This is a genomic window from Paraburkholderia acidisoli (assembly GCF_009789675.1).
GTDB classification, from domain to species: Bacteria; Pseudomonadota; Gammaproteobacteria; order Burkholderiales; family Burkholderiaceae; genus Paraburkholderia; species Paraburkholderia acidisoli.
In genome coordinates this window covers 787080-802518 of sequence record NZ_CP046916.1, presented here as the reverse complement: position 1 = coordinate 802518, position 15439 = coordinate 787080, and the positions used below count along the sequence as shown (strand labels likewise).

14 protein-coding genes are annotated in these 15439 nt (G+C 68.1%); 3 read left to right on the top strand and 11 right to left on the bottom strand.

Annotated elements, in window-relative coordinates; translation table 11 throughout:
* Positions 1–107: 107 nt before the first annotated feature.
* The 4 genes from FAZ98_RS32480 to FAZ98_RS32465 all read right to left on the bottom strand — a co-directional run bounded on the left by FAZ98_RS32480 (position 108) and on the right by FAZ98_RS32465 (position 5288).
* Positions 108–1148: a transporter gene (locus FAZ98_RS32480; protein ID WP_158957886.1), complete on the bottom strand. Its 1041-nt coding sequence runs from the start codon at positions 1146–1148 to the stop codon at positions 108–110.
* A 157-nt stretch (positions 1149–1305) separates the two neighbouring features.
* Positions 1306–2559 (bottom strand): DUF1479 domain-containing protein, encoded by a 1254-nt coding sequence (locus tag FAZ98_RS32475; protein WP_158957884.1) that lies wholly within the window; start codon positions 2557–2559, stop codon positions 1306–1308.
* Between the two features lie 71 nt (positions 2560–2630).
* Complete coding sequence (locus FAZ98_RS32470; RefSeq protein ID WP_158957882.1) at positions 2631–3680, bottom strand: extracellular catalytic domain type 1 short-chain-length polyhydroxyalkanoate depolymerase; 1050 nt, start codon at positions 3678–3680, stop codon at positions 2631–2633.
* Between the two features lie 282 nt (positions 3681–3962).
* Positions 3963–5288, bottom strand: a complete 1326-nt coding sequence (locus FAZ98_RS32465; RefSeq protein WP_233272963.1) for an MFS transporter — start codon at positions 5286–5288, stop codon at positions 3963–3965.
* Between the two features lie 398 nt (positions 5289–5686).
* Here FAZ98_RS32465 and FAZ98_RS32460 point away from each other — a divergent pair, with 398 nt between their 5' ends.
* The 3 genes from FAZ98_RS32460 (at position 5687) to FAZ98_RS32450 (ending at position 7392) form a co-directional block, all read left to right on the top strand.
* Positions 5687–6259, top strand: coding sequence for a chromate transporter (locus FAZ98_RS32460; protein WP_158957880.1), 573 nt, complete (start codon positions 5687–5689; stop codon positions 6257–6259).
* Positions 6256–6825 (top strand): chromate transporter, encoded by a 570-nt coding sequence (locus FAZ98_RS32455; protein ID WP_158957878.1) that lies wholly within the window; start codon positions 6256–6258, stop codon positions 6823–6825. The genes FAZ98_RS32460 and FAZ98_RS32455 overlap by 4 nt, the downstream gene beginning before the upstream one ends.
* A 246-nt stretch (positions 6826–7071) precedes the next feature.
* Positions 7072–7392: a DUF4148 domain-containing protein gene (locus FAZ98_RS32450; RefSeq protein ID WP_158957876.1), complete on the top strand. Its 321-nt coding sequence runs from the start codon at positions 7072–7074 to the stop codon at positions 7390–7392.
* Positions 7393–7480: 88 nt separating this feature from the next.
* On the opposite strand, the gene FAZ98_RS32445 is transcribed toward FAZ98_RS32450, so the two are convergent.
* From FAZ98_RS32445 to FAZ98_RS32415, 7 genes are all read right to left on the bottom strand, one after another.
* The gene (locus FAZ98_RS32445; RefSeq protein WP_158957874.1) at positions 7481–8329 is read right to left on the bottom strand and encodes an anti-sigma factor family protein; all 849 of its coding nucleotides are present in this window, start codon (positions 8327–8329) and stop codon (positions 7481–7483) included.
* Positions 8326–8844, bottom strand: a complete 519-nt coding sequence (locus tag FAZ98_RS32440; protein ID WP_158957872.1) for a sigma-70 family RNA polymerase sigma factor — start codon at positions 8842–8844, stop codon at positions 8326–8328. The genes FAZ98_RS32445 and FAZ98_RS32440 overlap by 4 nt, the downstream gene beginning before the upstream one ends.
* Before the next feature lie 96 nt (positions 8845–8940).
* Complete coding sequence (locus tag FAZ98_RS32435; protein ID WP_158957870.1) at positions 8941–9789, bottom strand: hypothetical protein; 849 nt, start codon at positions 9787–9789, stop codon at positions 8941–8943.
* A gap of 313 nt (positions 9790–10102) precedes the next feature.
* Positions 10103–11218 (bottom strand): response regulator, encoded by a 1116-nt coding sequence (locus FAZ98_RS32430; protein WP_158957868.1) that lies wholly within the window; start codon positions 11216–11218, stop codon positions 10103–10105.
* 131 nt (positions 11219–11349) lie between these two features.
* The gene (gene cheB, locus FAZ98_RS32425) at positions 11350–12366 is read right to left on the bottom strand and encodes a chemotaxis response regulator protein-glutamate methylesterase (RefSeq protein ID WP_158957866.1); all 1017 of its coding nucleotides are present in this window, start codon (positions 12364–12366) and stop codon (positions 11350–11352) included.
* Complete coding sequence (locus FAZ98_RS32420; RefSeq protein ID WP_158957864.1) at positions 12363–14777, bottom strand: hybrid sensor histidine kinase/response regulator; 2415 nt, start codon at positions 14775–14777, stop codon at positions 12363–12365. The genes cheB and FAZ98_RS32420 overlap by 4 nt, the downstream gene beginning before the upstream one ends.
* Positions 14774–15436: a chemotaxis protein CheW gene (locus FAZ98_RS32415; RefSeq protein ID WP_158958669.1), complete on the bottom strand. Its 663-nt coding sequence runs from the start codon at positions 15434–15436 to the stop codon at positions 14774–14776. Before FAZ98_RS32415 ends, FAZ98_RS32420 begins: the two co-directional genes overlap by 4 nt.
* Between the last annotated feature and the right edge of the window lie 3 nt (positions 15437–15439).

Sequence of the window (15439 nt, the reverse complement as noted above, 5' to 3'; positions counted from 1 at the left end):
GTATCGACGCAATCGCAGAAACGATGAATCGCGCTAAGCAAATCACGGCGGCGAGAATATCCTTCGCCGCCGCACCCGATGCGGACGTCTACGGTGATACGCCGTGATCAGCGGTCGCCGCGATTGCGGAACACCCACCAGCCCAGCAGCGCGGTGAAGGTGGCGACGACCAGCACCATGAGCCAGAAGCCGTGGCGATTTTCCGCGAGCGGAATGCCGCCCACGTTCATGCCGAAGAAACCCGCGACGATATTGATCGGCAGCGCCAGCACGGTCACGAGCGTGAGCGTGAAGAGCGTGCGGTTGTTCTGCTCTTCGAGCCGCGCGGCGATCTCTTCCTGCAACAGCTTGATGCGTTCGACGAGGCCCGCCATGTCGCCGAGCACCAGCGAGAACTCTTCGGTCGCCTCGCGCAGATCCTGCATGTCGGGCGCCTGCAGCCAGCGCGGCGGCCGCGCGAGCAAGCGGAACACGGAACCGGGCTCGGGCGCGAGCATGCGTTGCAGACGCACGAGAATGCGCCGCATGGCCGCGAGATCGTGGCGGCTCTTCGGGCGGCGCGAGGCAAGGAACGCGTCTTCGGCGCGGTCGACGTCCACGCTGGAGCGGCGCACGATTTCCACCATCAGGTCGGCCTGATCGCGCATCAGGTGAACCAGCAACTCGGCCGGCGAGCGGAACGTTTCGCCGTTGCGCACGTAGCCGCGCAAACGGTCGATCGAGCGCAGCGGCTTCAGGCGCGCCGTCACGAGGATACGTTCGTGCGTGTACGACCAGAGCGTGGCGATCTGCGAAGGCGTGAGTTCGAAATCGAACATCACGTCGTTGACGACGGCCAGCAGCGCGCCCTCCTGCTGCTCGATGCGCGTGGAGTGCGAGCCTTCCACGAGCATTTCGAAGAACGCGTCGGGCAGATCGAGTTGCGTGCGCAGCCAGGGCTGCGCGGCTGCATGCGCGAGATTGAAATGCAGCCAGTAGAAGGCGTTGTCGTCTTCGGCGGCCGCCGCAGGCGTGCGGGTACGCCGCAGCGCGTCGCGCACGTCGTCACACGTGACAGGTTCGCCGGGCTGGCCCGGCGTGAAGCGAAAACCGCAAATCAGGCCCGTGAGGTCGGCGCCGTAGGCTGCGATGGACGGAGCGAAATCCATGTTCAATGGCCGGTTGGATCGGCGCACAGCATGCCACACGGGCGCTTTCGGGCGCAAGCGCGCCGTATTACCGCGCGCGCCTCACGCGCGCTCGCGGCGGCGACACGCGTGGGTCATCGCCATGTGCTAACCGGGCCGAGGCACGGCCCGACTTCGCTCAAGGTTCGCGCGGCAAGCCGATCTGGCTGCGGCCGAGCGGCGTCAGATCGCGCTCACCGCCGCGCCCCGCGAAATCCACTTCGAAGTGATCGGCGGGAAAATCGGGCGGGCTGCGCCCTTCCAGGAAACTCGGCAACTGGCGTTGCAGATAGGCGTCGTTTTTGGCACAGCCGGGCGCGGAGGCGATATACATCACGTTGCTGTAGCCCGCACCGCGATGCTCGTCCTCCACGGCGTGGATCACGTCGCTGTGCCAGAACACCGTGTCGCCGGCCTGCATCTGCGGGATCGACGTGAGCGCCTCGAACAGCGGCGCGTGCCATTCCGGCCGGATGGAGAGCGCGCGGCCCGGCATCGCGCCGCACAGGTCGTCTTCGGCCACGTCGTCCTGCAACGCGCGCAACAGGATGTACGCCATGGCGTTGGCGATGGGCACGAGTTGCAGCGTGCCGTCGCCGGGACCTTGCGGCGTGAGCGCGGTCCAGCCCTGGAAGGTGCGGAACATCGAGCACACGGCCGGAGAAGGGATTTCGTTGACGTCGGGCCGGAACGCGGCGTCGAACGGATCGTAGCGGCGCCAGTCGCCCGCGAACACGTGGCGGTAGACGCGGCGGAAATTGTCGTCGATCCAGCGCTCGACCGAGCCGCCGTCGCAATGCGCCGAAAGCCCGAGCGAAGCCGATCCCGGCGGGCGGCGGCGCAGGCGGTCGGCGTAAACCGGCACCACCTCGGGATCGAAATGCACGCGCCCTTCGCTCTCGTGGCGCCAGAGCCGGTTGAGAAACACGCGCGCCGCCGTGAGTTCGGCGGACTCGCGTGCGAGCACTTGCGGGCGCGACCAGTACACGCCGTAGATCTGCGGCTTGCTCGACTGCAATTGCCCGAAATAGCGGTCTTCCGCGCGATGGGCGAGGCGCGCGTCGAGGTCGTTGCGGGTGACGTACCCGGCGATCTCGTCGTCCCAGCGCGCGGCGACTTCGGGCGCGAACACGCCGCGAATCACGCAGGCGCCGCGTGCCTTGACCTGGGCGATGGCTTCCGCGCTCACGCGCTGCGCGGCGATATCGGCGAAATCGATCTCGGGAATCACGGCCTCGCCCGCGTCGCGCAGCGCGGCAATGCGGCGCGCCTCCTCGCTCACGGCTTGCGCGATGTCCTCGAATACGGCCTGGTAGTTGGGCAATTGCGCACGCAGCGTGCGCTTGGCGTGCCGGATCGCGGCGGGAAGATCGTCGATCTGAAGCGCGGCCATGGCTGTCTCCGTTTTGTTTTGGGCTGAGACGTAGAGTAGCAGCGCCACGGCAACGGAGGGATAGCGGTGGATCAACCCGCGCGCTGCTGCCGCCGGAAAAACTGCCACAGCAGGGAGGTGGCTTCGGGGCCTTTGCCCGAATGAAACGCCTCGCGCGCGTCGCCGCCGCTCCATGCGTGACCGAGCCCACGTACGATGCACAGGCGCACCACGAGCCGGCCGGCCCTGAGCCAGTCGGTGTAATCGGTGTCGTCGCGGCGATACGAACGCGTTTCGCCCACGCGCAATTCGCCTTGCGCATCGATCAGACGATTCACGCGCGCGAACTCCGTGGCGAGTTGCGTGGCGTTGCGCTTGTCGACCACGGCGTCGAACTCGCCGTGCACGATCATCGCGGGCATGCCCGGATACGCGGCCACGTCCACCGCCTCGTCGACAAGCTGCACCGGATCGTCGCGCGTGCCTCGCCGCATCACGTGCATCGCGCTCATGGTGGACGTGGCCGCACCGAACACCGGCCCCGAATGCAGGCCCACGGCCGCGAACAGGGGCGCATGCCGCATCGCCAGCACCGAAGCGAGCCCCGCGCCCGCCGAAATACCCGCGAGATAGACGCGCGAGGCGTCGAAGCCGTGCTGCGCCACCATCGCCTCGACCAGCGAGGCCACCGCCGGCGCCTCGGTGTGTTCGACCTCGCCATGCCAATGCCAGCAGCGCTGCGCGTGAGCCGTCTTGGCCTGTTCGGGCAGCAGGACCGCGAACCCCGCGCGCTCCGCGAGCCGGCAGATGCGCGTGCCCGCCGCGAACGATTCGGCGGTTTGCTTGCAACCGTGCAGCATCACCACGAGCGGCGCGCCCGCTTGCGATGCCAGCGAGGCGGGAACGTACAGCGCATAGGCCAGATGATTGACGAGGTGCCCCGCGAGCGGCGGCGCGGAGTGATACGAGCGCAGCCATTTGCCCGTGGCGCTCGCGGCTGGGCTGCGCACCGACGGCGCTTTCGCGGCGGCCTTGCGTGCCGCCGGCTTGCGCGCCGCGGTCTTTTTCTTCGGCGGCGCGAGGCTCGCGCGCGCGAGCAACTCGAGGCCTTTGAACCAGAGGCTGGTCTTTTTTCTGGGCATGGGCGGGGTGGGAGAAGCGCTTCGGCATGCGAGGCAAGCCCGGCCATCATAGCGGCCCTCGCCGTGCGCCGCGTTCTGCGCGGCAGTGCGCTCGCGTGATGTCATGTCACGCCGATGTGGCCCCGCGTCGTATGCAGTCTGCGGCCGATTTGCGTCGCACACGATGTCAATCTCACGCGCTTGACATCGCGGCTTGCGCGAAACCCGCCTCGAAGCGATGCAGGTGCACCAAAATAAAAAACGGCGCCGAGGCGCCGTTGCTTCTGTACCGGTTATCGGTGCTCAACGCACGTCGCTGGGCGAGCGCGCTTCCTGCACCTGAGCGGTCGCGCCGGTCTGCGCCTGGGGCGCATCGGGGCTTGCCGAGCCGTCCTGCGCCACGTGCGAGAGATCGCGGCCGCGCGTTTCGGGCAGCAGCAGCGCCGCCGTCACCACGAGCAGGTACGAGATGCACGCGCAGAGGCCCATGGCCGCGCCCAGATCGAGCTTCGCGCTGAGCACGCCCACCATCGTCGGCATGATCGCGCCGATCGCACGGCCCGCGTTGCCGCACAAGCCTTGCGCCGAAGCACGAATGCGCGTGGGGAACAGTTCGGCGATATAGGCGCCCGTGCCCGCGGCCGTACCCGATTGCAGCGTGCCGAGCACGAAGCCGAGCACGAGCGTGACGGGCAGCGTGATGGGCGCGAGCGTGTACGTGGCCACGGCGATCGCCTGGAGGACCGCGATCACCACGAAGGTCTTGCGGCGGCCGAAACGGTCGGCCATCCAGCCGTTGAGGAACGCGCCCGCGAACGAGCCGAGAATGTTGATGGCGAGATAGCCGCCCACGTTCGCGATCGACAGATGCAGCGCCATCTTCAGATACGCGGGCAGCCACGTGATCATCGTGTAGTTGCCGCCATAGATGCCGAAGGTGAGCAGGATCGCCTTGAGCGTCGTGCCGCGCGTGGGCTTGTCGAACACGGCCCAGATGCTCGGGCGGTCTTCCGCGTGCTGTTTGCGGATTTGCGCGAACAGGGGCGGCTCCTCGATGCTGCGGCGAATCCACAGCACGAGCAGCGTCGGCAGCAAGCCGATCGCGAACAGCACGCGCCACGCCATTGCCGGTTCGAGCGAGCTGAACAGCAGCGTGGAGAGCAGCACGGCCACGCCATAGCCGATCGCCCAGCCCGCTTGCAGCGAGCCCACGGCCCGGCCGCGCACCTGCGGGCGGATCGTTTCGCTGATGAGCACCGCGCCCACGGCCCACTCGCCGCCGAAGCCGAGACCTTGCAGGCCCCGCGTGACCATCAGTTGACCGAACGAATTCGTGAAGGCGGACAGCAGCGTGAACGCCGAGAACCACAGAATGGTGATTTGCAGCACGCGAACGCGGCCGTAACGATCCGCGAGGATCCCGGCGATCCAGCCGCCGAGCGACGCCATGATGAGCACGGTCGTGCCCAGGATGCCGGCTTCGCCGCGCGTCATGCCCCAAAGCGCGATCAACGTGGGAATCGCGAGCGCGTACATCTGGGTATCCATCGCATCGAGTCCCCAGCCGCTGAAACACGCCCAATACGTGCGCTTTTCGGCCTTGGTCAACTCGGTGTACCACTTGAACATGCTTCTTCTCCTCCGGCCTTTCTCAATGCGAGATGCGCCGCTCCTTTCTGCCGGCGCCCCGCACCGTTTCGCCCCGTGGAACGGGCGTTCGACGGGAAGAATCATGCTATTACGGCCAGCCTTCAGGCGCTATGCCGATCGCGGCGAACGGCCATCTGATTTGTTTATCGCCCAGCAATGCGGTTCGATCCGATTAATGGGACGCATACAGATTGCCACGCTCGCGCCAAGGCAATCCTGTGACGCAGGAAACGCCAGCGCTATACTGCGCGACGCACCCCGTACCGCGACGGCCGCCGCCTTCACTTCGAACGCTTTCGCTTCGAAAGACGAATCGAATCGCATTGAAGCCATAAAGAAAGGTTGGCGGGCATCGCTCACTCTCCGCGTTTCTCCCCGTGACTGCACCCGCACGCACCGCCACGCCCGGCCCGACCCTCTCCGGTCTCTTTTTCATCTTCACCCGCATCGGTTTGACGAGCTTCGGTGGCGGCCTGAGCGGCTGGCTGTTGCGCGAATTCGTGCAGGATCGCAACTGGATCGACGAAGAGGATTTCCTCAACGGCCTCGCGCTCTCGCAGGCGCTTCCGGGCATCAACGTCAAAAACATGGCGATCTGGATCGGCCACCGGCTGCTGGGCTGGCGCGGCGCGGCCGTGGCGGTCACGGGCATTCTCGTGCCGCCCGCGATCTTCATCATCGTGCTCGGCACCGTGGTGAGCGCGCTCATTCTGCATCCGCTCACGCAGGTGCTGATCGCGGGCGCGGCGGCGGCGGCCACCGGCCTCTCGCTGTCGATGGGCGTGGTCACCGCGCGGCGCGTACGGCGCCGGTTCGTACCGCTCGCGCTGATGGCGGCGACCTTCGTCGCCATCGGCCTGCTGCGCTGGCCGCTCGTCTGGGTCGTGCTCGCCGGCGGCGGCTTCAGCGTGGGTTACGAGTACGTTTCGATCCGGCGAGGTCAGCCATGAACCTGCGCCTGCTCGGCCAGATCGCGGCTATCTTCGCGCCACTCTCGCTCGTGACAATAGGCGGCGGCCAGGCGATCATTGCCGAAATTCAACGCCAGGTCGTGGAAGTGCATGCCTGGCTCACGCATGCGCAGTTCGCCGCCGACTTCGCGATCTCGCGCATGGCGCCCGGTCCCGGCTCGCTGCTCGTCACGCTGATCGGCTGGCAGGTTGCGGGCTTCTGGGGCGCCGTGGTCGCCACCGCCGCGCTGCTGCTGCCCACCGGCTTTCTCATCTATGGCGTCACGCACATCTGGGGCCGCTATCAAGGCGCGCCGTGGCAAGTCGCGCTCGAGCGCGGGCTGCGGCCCATCGCCGCCGGCATGATGCTCGCGGCGGGCTGGGTGCTGCTCAAGACGCTCAACGGCGGCATGCCTGCAAAGCTCATCGCGGTGGCCTCGCTGTGCGTGCTGCTGAAGACGCGCATCAGTCCGCTGCTGCTTCTGCTCGTGGGCGCGCTCGTGCTGTTCGGCGCGAGCCTCGCCGGCAACGCCCTGCCGCACTGGCTTCAGGTACAGCTCGGCTAGCGACGCAAAGCCGAACACGGCGAGCTTCAGGCCACTCGCACACCTTCCGTACACAACGCACTCGCGCGCCGCTTCGCACCCGATCGATATCGAACATCGATCGCCTCTCGCGAGACATCCCGAAAGCGCCGTTACAAATACGCGGGAATAGCAGGCGGTGCGCGCGGGTATACCCATTGCAGTCTACGTTGTTGCGACCGGACACAAACCGGTCGCGGATCCCATCGATTTAGTCAGGAGTTCGAAATGAACCTTCGTCACACGCTCATCGCTTCGTTCGCTGCCCTCGCCTGCTTTGCCGCCGCCAGCGCTTCCGCACAAGGACTCACGCGTGCCGAAGTGCGCCAGCAGTTGATCGAGGCCGAAGCCAACGGCTCGCAGTTCGTGACCGATACCTCGTACCCCGACGTGAGCCCGGTTTTCGCGCAACAAGTCGCGCACGCGAAGGCCGCCACGCCGCCCGACGCCATGGGCGCCGCGATGCAAGGCAGCAGCGACGCGGGCGCGCCGCGCATGTCGCAATGCGTGGGACCGCAGAGCTTCTGCAATCTCTATTCGGGCGGCTGAATCCATCACTCGCGCAAGACAAAAAGCCCCGCTCGTCATGAGCGGGGCTTTTTCATTTGCCGACTGGATACCGGTCAAGCGCGGCAACTCACTCCGTTCTACCCGAAGTGAGTTGCGCGTAGACATCGTGCGACAGTTGCAGCAGCGCCTTGCGGTCGATGCCGCCCGAGAGCGCATAACCGAAGTCGCCGTCGACCCAGTAGAACACGTTCACCGGGCCGTCCTGATACAGCTTGAACGCGGTCGTGTTCGCGCTGGTCTTGCGGTGCGAGATGCACAGCGTCACGCGTTCGCCGCGTGCATTGTGATACATGAATTGCGCCACGTCGCCGTCGTCGCTTTGCAGCAGGCGGCCGCCGGAAAGCTCGAAGCCTTCGCGCGCGAGCATCGGCGCATGCACGTTGGTGCCGAGCCGGTTCGCGAGCCATTTGACGAAGTCCTGCTCCTGCGTGTCGTCCATGGTGTCGGGGCGCGCGACGCTCGGCATGTAGTTCACGTGCGCGATGGCCGCCTGCTCCGCGAACCGCTCGGTGCCGTCGGCGCTGACCGTGTGCAGCGCGCCCGCGCCGCCGTTGAAGCCACCGCCCGGCACGCTCATGCCGTAGTGCGTGCCCCAGCCGATTCCCACGCCCAGCACGAGCGCCGCCGCCATGCCCGCGAAACGCGGCCAGTTCGCGGCGGGTTTCGCGCTGCCCACCGGCTTCGCTTCGCTCGCGGGCGCGGCAATGCGCAGACGCGCGGGCAGCGGCTCGTTGAGCACCCGGTCGTAGCGTTCGTGCAGCAAATTGTTGAGCGCGAAAAAGTCGCTCGCGCGCGTGGCGAGATCGGGGTTGCGTTCGAGTTCGCGCTCGACGTCGGCGCGGCGCGCTTCCGAAAGCGTGCCGTCCACATAGGCGTGGATCTCGTCCTGCGTCACGGGATTGTGTTGATCGCTCATCGCACCACCTTCAAGTTCGCACGCGGGACCGTGCCCGCCATGAGCGCACGCAGCCGTTCGCGGCCACGCGACAACCGCGACATCACCGTGCCGATGGGAATGTCGAGCGCCAGCGCCACATCGGCATAACTCATCTCTTCGAGCCCGACCAGCAGCACGACTTCGCGCTGCTCCACGGGCAGGCGCTGCAACGCATAGTCGAGGTCGCGCACTTCGAGCGCGCCGGTTTGCGTGGCGGGCACGGCATAGTCGGTTTCGGGCACGCTTTCGTCGTCGACGGAAACATGCGCGCCGCGCGACGCCGATTTGCGCACCTGATTCACGAAAATGTTGTGCATGATCGTGAACAGCCACGCGCGCAGGTCGGTGCCCGACCGAAACAGTTCGGTGCGCGCGATGGCGCGTTCGAGCGTGTCCTGTACGAGGTCGTCGGCGAGTTCGCGGTTGTTGATGAGCGCGCGCGCGTAGCGGCGCAGGCGCGGCACGTGTTCTATCAACTCGTCACGGATGTCCATGATTCATCCTTTGCTTCGTGCCTCTCGTGGCGCGCTTCGGGTTGCGTGATGCCCGCAGGTCGTCCACACGTTGCCTGCGTCGCATGCGAGCCCCACTCACTGCGCACCTTCGTGCGGCGGCATGGTCGGCATGGTCGCGATGTCGGCGGCATGCATGAGGCCGCGCGTGGCCGCATGGCCCGCTAGCACCCAGCGCGTGCCGTCGTCGCGCCACATCAGGAGACGCAACTGCCCGGCGCGATGCGCGCTCCACTGCGGCGCGCTGCCGTCGAGCCACGCGCGCGCGCCGAGCAGCACCACGCGCTCGCCTTCGGCGTTCTCGTAGAGGTAGCGTTGCGCGCGAGCGAAGCGGCCGAGGTTCATCTCGCTGCTGCCGATATAGCGCAGACCGGCCGCGCCCAGATCGAACGGCGCGGGCAACGCAGGCGCTCCTGGCGTGGTTTGAGCGTTGCCCGCGTTTTCGGCATCCATGAGCGCCATCACGGCCGCGTCGTTGAGCACCTGCTGGTTCGGCTCGCTCACCGAGATCCACGCGATAGCCGCGCCCGCCAGCACCGCCGCCGCGAGCGCGACCGCGATATAGCGCTTCGCCCGGCGCCGCGAAGAAGATTGCGAACCGGGCCGCGAAGCACCGCGCGTCTCGTCTGACGAATCGCCGAAAGAACCGCCATGCACGCCGCCCTGCGAACCGTCGTCCGGGCCGCCGTACGAATCTTCGCCGAAACCCGCGGCGCGCGAGGCACGCCGGGCGCGCGGCTCGGGATACGCGTCGCGCATCTGCTCGTTCAGACGCCGATAAAACAGGATGCGATGCCACTCGCCGGGGCGTTTGGCCAGGTAATGCCGCACCTGCGCCGCGCGCGAGCCCACGAGCGTACCGTCGCTGTACGCCTGGATATCGGTTTCGGAGACTGGCGGCTCGTCGAGCGGCCCGCGGAACTTCATGATCGTCGCTAACGCTGTGAGGGGGGATGCCGGGCAAACACGCGGGCGCGCCGTTTATTCCCGCGCGTCGCGTGCACGAAGCGGCACGGCCGCTCGCGGCCGCGCCAGAGGATGAATTTACGTGAAAATCGCCAACGGGCGCGCGGGGCGGCGCCGAAAACGTGGCCTGACGCCGCCGAACGGCCCGCAATGCCCGCAGGTTTCGCCGATGTCGCGCGCCAAGGCCACTGGCCGTGCGCCACGCCCCGTAAGCCGCGCACCCGCCGGGCGGCTACCCGCGCGCCGTATCGGCGAAAAAGGCCGATGCGCAGGCTTATTCGCGCCCGGAAACCTGGGTGGAATACGCCACGCGGTTACGCCCGTCGCGTTTCGCGCGATACAGCGCGACGTCGGCTTCCTCGATCAGCGAGGTTTCGGCGAGACCGGGCGCGGGCGTGAGCGTGGCCGCGCCAATGCTGATCGTCAGATGCTCGCTTACCGCCGAACCGATATGCGGGAGCGCCAGACCGGCCACGTCCTGGCGCATCTTCTCGGCGAGCAGGCGCGCGCCCGCGCTGCCCGTGCCCGGCAGCACCACGGCGAATTCCTCGCCGCCGAAGCGCGCGACCAGATCGCGCGGCTGGCGAATCTCGCGACGGATCGTGGTCGCGACCGAGCGCAGCACGTTGTCGCCGGCCACGTGACCGTAGGTGTCGTTATAGGGCTTGAAGTAATCGACGTCGATCATCAGCAGCGAAATCTCGGTGCGCTCGCGCAGCGCGCGCTTCCATTCGGCGCTCAGGAATTCGTCGAGATAACGGCGGTTCGAGAGACCGGTCAGGCCATCCGAATGCGTGAGGCGGCGCAGTTCGAGGTTCGCCTTGAGCAATTCCTGCTGCGAACGGCGCAACGCGCGATACGCCTCGTCGCGCTGCAGCACCGTCACGTACGACCGCGAGTGGTACTTGACGCGCGCGATCAGCTCGATGCTGTCGGGCAGCTTCACGAGGTAGTCGTTGGCGCCCGCGGCGAAGGCGGCGCTCTTGATCGCGGGCTCCTCCTTGGTCGAGAGCACGATGATGGGCACGTCGCGCGTGGCTTCGTTGGCGCGATACGCGCGCACGAGCGTGAGGCCGTCGGTGCCCGGCATCACCAGATCCTGCAGGATCACGGTCGGGCGCACCTGCTCGGCGGTCTTGACCGCCTGCTCCGGATGCGCGCAATAGTGGAAGTCGATCTCGCGCTCGCTCGACAGCGCGCGGCGCACGGCCTCGGCAACGATCGCCTGGTCGTCGACGAGCAGCACCATCATCGGCACTTCGACGTTGGGCAGCGGCTCCTCGAGCGCCGTGCGCACGGCTTCCAGCGCCACGTCGAGCGACGTGTCGTCGGGATTGCCGGCGCCGGGTGCGAGCACTGCGCTGGGAGCGGGAGTAGGCTTCTCGGTCATGATCTCGTTCGCGGTTTCTATCGCGTCTACGGTGTTTACGGCTTCTCGCGGGTGAGAGTTAAACAAAACGCATGGGTTTCACACACTTTTCACACGGGCTTCGTTACGGTCGGCGCGAAATCGGCAAAGGGTCAGAAGCGTCTGAGTGCAATCCGGCCGCGTAGTTCGGGCGCGATCGCGTCGAGCGGCAGGATCGTGCGCGCGGCGAGCAGCGCGGCGGCCGCCTTCGGCATGCCATAAACCGCGCTGGTCGCCTCGTCCTGCGCGATCGTGTACCAGCCTTTCGCGCGCATTGCCTTCAGGCCGATTGCGCCGTCGCGGCCCATGCCCGTGAGCAGCGCGCCGACCGCCTCGCCCGCCCAGTGCTCGACCAGGCTGTGAAAAAACGCATCCACGGAGGGCCGGTACGGCGTTTCGGCAGGCTCGCGAGTGTAAGCCAGCTTGCCGCCCGCTGTCATGCACAGATGATCGTTGGTGCCCGCCAGCAGCGCCACGCCGGGCGCGGGCGCCTCGCCTTCGAGCGCCACGCGCACCGTGAGCGGCGTTTGCGAGTCGAGCCACGCGGCCATGCCCGCGGCGAACGATTGATCCACGTGCTGCACGATCACGACGCTCGCCGCGAAGTCCGCGGGCAACGCGCCCAGCACGGCGGCCAGCGCGCTCGGCCCGCCCGCCGACGAGCCGATGGCCACGATCGGCGCCTCGTTGCGCCCGGCCGCGCCCGCGGCGGCGGGCCGCGCGAGCACGTCGGGCACGCCGCTCACCTTGCCGATCTGCTCGATCTTGGCGAGCAGCAGGTCCATCGAGCGGCGCGCGCCGGGACCCGCGAGCACCGGGGTGTCGACGGCATCGAGCGCGCCCGCGCCCATCGCCTCGTACACGCGCCACGCATTGGCGCCGATGCTGCTGGTCACGATCAGAATGGGGCACGGCGAACGCGCCATGATGCGGCGCGTGGCTTCCACCCCGTCGATCTTCGGCATCACGAGATCCATGAGGATCACGTCGGGCACCTGCGCTGCGCAGTGCTGCACGGCTTCCTCGCCGTTGCTCGCGACCCATAGCACGCGATGCCCCGGCCGTGTGGCGATAGCCTGGCGCAACGCCTCGACGGCGAGCGGCATGTCGTTGGCAATACCGATCTTCATCCCGCCGCATCTCCGATCAAATCGTTCACTGCATCGAGCAACGCTTCGTCGTGGAAGCTGCCCTTGGTCAAATAGTAGTCGGCGCCCGCATCCAGCCCGCGGCGCCGGTCGTCTTCGCGATCCTTGTACGACACGATCATCACCGGCACGTTGCGATGCTGCGCGTCGGCCTTGATCATCGTGACGAGTTCGATGCCGTCCATGCGCGGCATGTCGACGTCGGTAATGACGAGATCGAAGCGCGCGTTGCGCAGCGTGTTCCAGCCGTCCATGCCGTCGACGGCCACCGTCACCGCATAGCCGCGCTTTTCGAGCAGCTTGCGCTCCAGCTCCCGCACGGTCAAGGAATCCTCGACGACGAGAATGCGCTTGCGTTCGCGCGCCGTGTCCTGGCCGCCGCGCGCCACGCCCGCGAGCTGCCCTTCGCGCACCAGCCGCCCGACCGAAGCGACGATGTCTTCCACGTCGACGATCAACACCACGTCGCCGTCTTCGAGCAGCGCCGCCGCCATCACGTTGCGCAGCTTGCCGAGGCGCGCGTCGAGCGGCTGCACGGCCAGCGTGCGCTCGCCCGCGAAACGGTCGACGGCCACGCCGTAAAGCCCCGTTTCGCCGCCCACCAGCACGACGTTCACGACCTCGCCCGCATGCGCCTCCGCGCCCGCGCCCAGCAACTGGCGCGCGGTGACGAGACCCACGGGCCGCCCTTCGTAAGTGATGTGCTGCTGGCCTTCGAGCGTTTCGATGGCGGAGCGCGGCACGCTCAGCGCGCGGCGCACGTGCGCGAGCGGGAACGCGTACGCCTCGCCCGCGACTTCGGCGATCAGGCTGCGCACGACCGAAAGCGTGAGCGGCAGTTGCAGCACGAAGCGCGTGCCCTGGCCGGCCGTGCTTTCGATACGCACGGTGCCGCGCACGGTCTTGGCGAAGTTCAGCACGGCGTCGAGGCCCACGCCGCGCCCGGAGACGTCGGTGACTTTCTCGCGCAGCGAGAAGCCCGGCAGCATCAGGAAGTCGAACAGTTCGGGTTCGGACATCGCAGCCACGGCTTCGGGCTGCGCGAGGCCGCGCTTGACCACGCGCTCGCGCACCGTGTTCAGGTCGATGCCCGCGCCGTCGTCGGCGACCGTGATCAGCAGCTTGCCCGCGCTGTGCCGCGCTTCGAGCGTGAGGCGCGCCTCCTCGGGCTTGCCCGCGCGCAGGCGCGTGGCGCCGTCTTCGATGCCGTGATCGAGCGCGTTGCGCAGCAGGTGGCCGAGCGGCGCGTCGAGCATTTCGAGGATATCGCGGTCCACCTGGGTGTTTTCGCCGACGATCTCGAAGCGCACGCGTTTGTCGAGCGAGCGGGCGAGATCGCGCACGATGCGCGGATACGCATGCGCCGTGTCGCCGAACGGCCGCATGCGGCATTGCAGCGCCTCGTCGTAAAGCCGTTGCGCGAGCTGCGTGCCGCGCCGGTCGATACGGTCGAGGTCGTCGAATCGTTCGGATAGCTGACGATCGAGCGAGCCGAGCGCGGCGCGAATGTTGTCGAGCGCGGCGCGCGCCTCGGTGTCGAGCGTCTCGCCGTGGCGTTCGTGGAACTGGCCGAGCGCGGCGAGCACGTCGCCTTGCGCGCGACGCACGCGCAGCAGGCCGTCGGCGAACGGACGCATGCGGCGCGATTCCACCAGCGACTCGCCCGCGAGACCGAGCACGCGGTCGAGCGTGAGCGCACGCACGCGCAGCATGCGGTCGGGCTCGTGCGAAGGTGCACCGTTCGCGCCCGGATCGGTCGCGCGGCGGGCAGGTTGCGCCGGTGCTTTCTGAGCTTCGGATGCGGGCTCGGCGCGGGCTTTTTCAGGTTCCGCCGGCGCGGCCGGTGGCGTTTCCCGCGGCCCGGCCGGTTCTGCTGCCGCCTGCGGCTCGGTCTGCGCTTCTGCCGGCGCTTTTGCCTGCGCTTCAGGTTCAGGTTGCGCATCCGGCTCCGGCAAGCGCAGCGACGCCGCCAGCGCATCGAACGCGTCGGCTTGCGGCGCGCTCGCGCTCGACGCGCCCGTCAAGCGCGCCGCGAATGCTTCGGCGGCCTCGCGGGCGAGCGGCGGCGCGTCGGCGTCGCCCGCGGCAATCAGCAGGTCGATGCCCGCGAGCAGGACGTCGATACGCGCGGCGTCGATACGCAGTTCGCCCTGCTGCGCCGCCACGAAGCAATCCTCCATCGCGCTCGCCACGATCACGGCCTCGGGCAGACCGACGATACGCGCCGCGCCCTTGAGCGAATGCGTCGCGCGCATGCAGTCCTCGAGCGTCGCGGCGTCCTGGGGCGATGCCTCGAGCGCCAGCAGTCCCGCCGAAAGCGTGCGGGTCTGCGCGTCCGCTTCCTCGCGGAACAGGTCGAGCAGCGAGCGGCGGCTCAGGTCGTCGTCGCTCATCGCAGATTCCTCGCCAGCGATTCGAATAGCGCGTCGGCGTCGAGCACGCCCACCGAGCGGCCGCGCCACGTCACCACGCCGCGCACGTGACGGCTCGCCGACTGCGCGAGCGTGGCGGGCGCGGGCAAGAGTTCTTCGGCGGCAAACGCCACCACGCCTTCGACCTCGTCGACGGGAAACGCCGTGGTGGCGCCCGCCCATTCGGTCACGAGCAGGCGCGGCCGGTCATTGGCCGACGTGCCTTCGCGCGCCGCGCGTTCGATGTGCAGCAGCGCCGCCAGCGAAGCCGCGAGCGTAAGGACGCCGCGCACGTTGACGATGCCGAGCACGGCGGCGCTGCGCCGGTGCGGCAGCGTGTGGACGCTGCGCGCGTCTTCCACATGGCGCAACACGGCGGCGGGCAATGCCAGCCATTCCGCGCCCACGCGAAACACCAGCGAACCGGCGCCGCGCGCCTGGCCCGATTTCGGCGCCGGGGCCGCCGCAACGCGCGTTTCCATCGCGGGCGCGGGCCGGTCGAGCATGCCTGCGGCGGCCTGCTCGAACACCGGGCAGTTGAGGCAGCGCACGTATTGCTGCAGGCGCGGGCACGAGTTGTCGCCGCGCACGCCGATGGTGGTCCAGCAGGTGTCGAGCGTCGTGCCGCCCGTTTCGGTCATGAC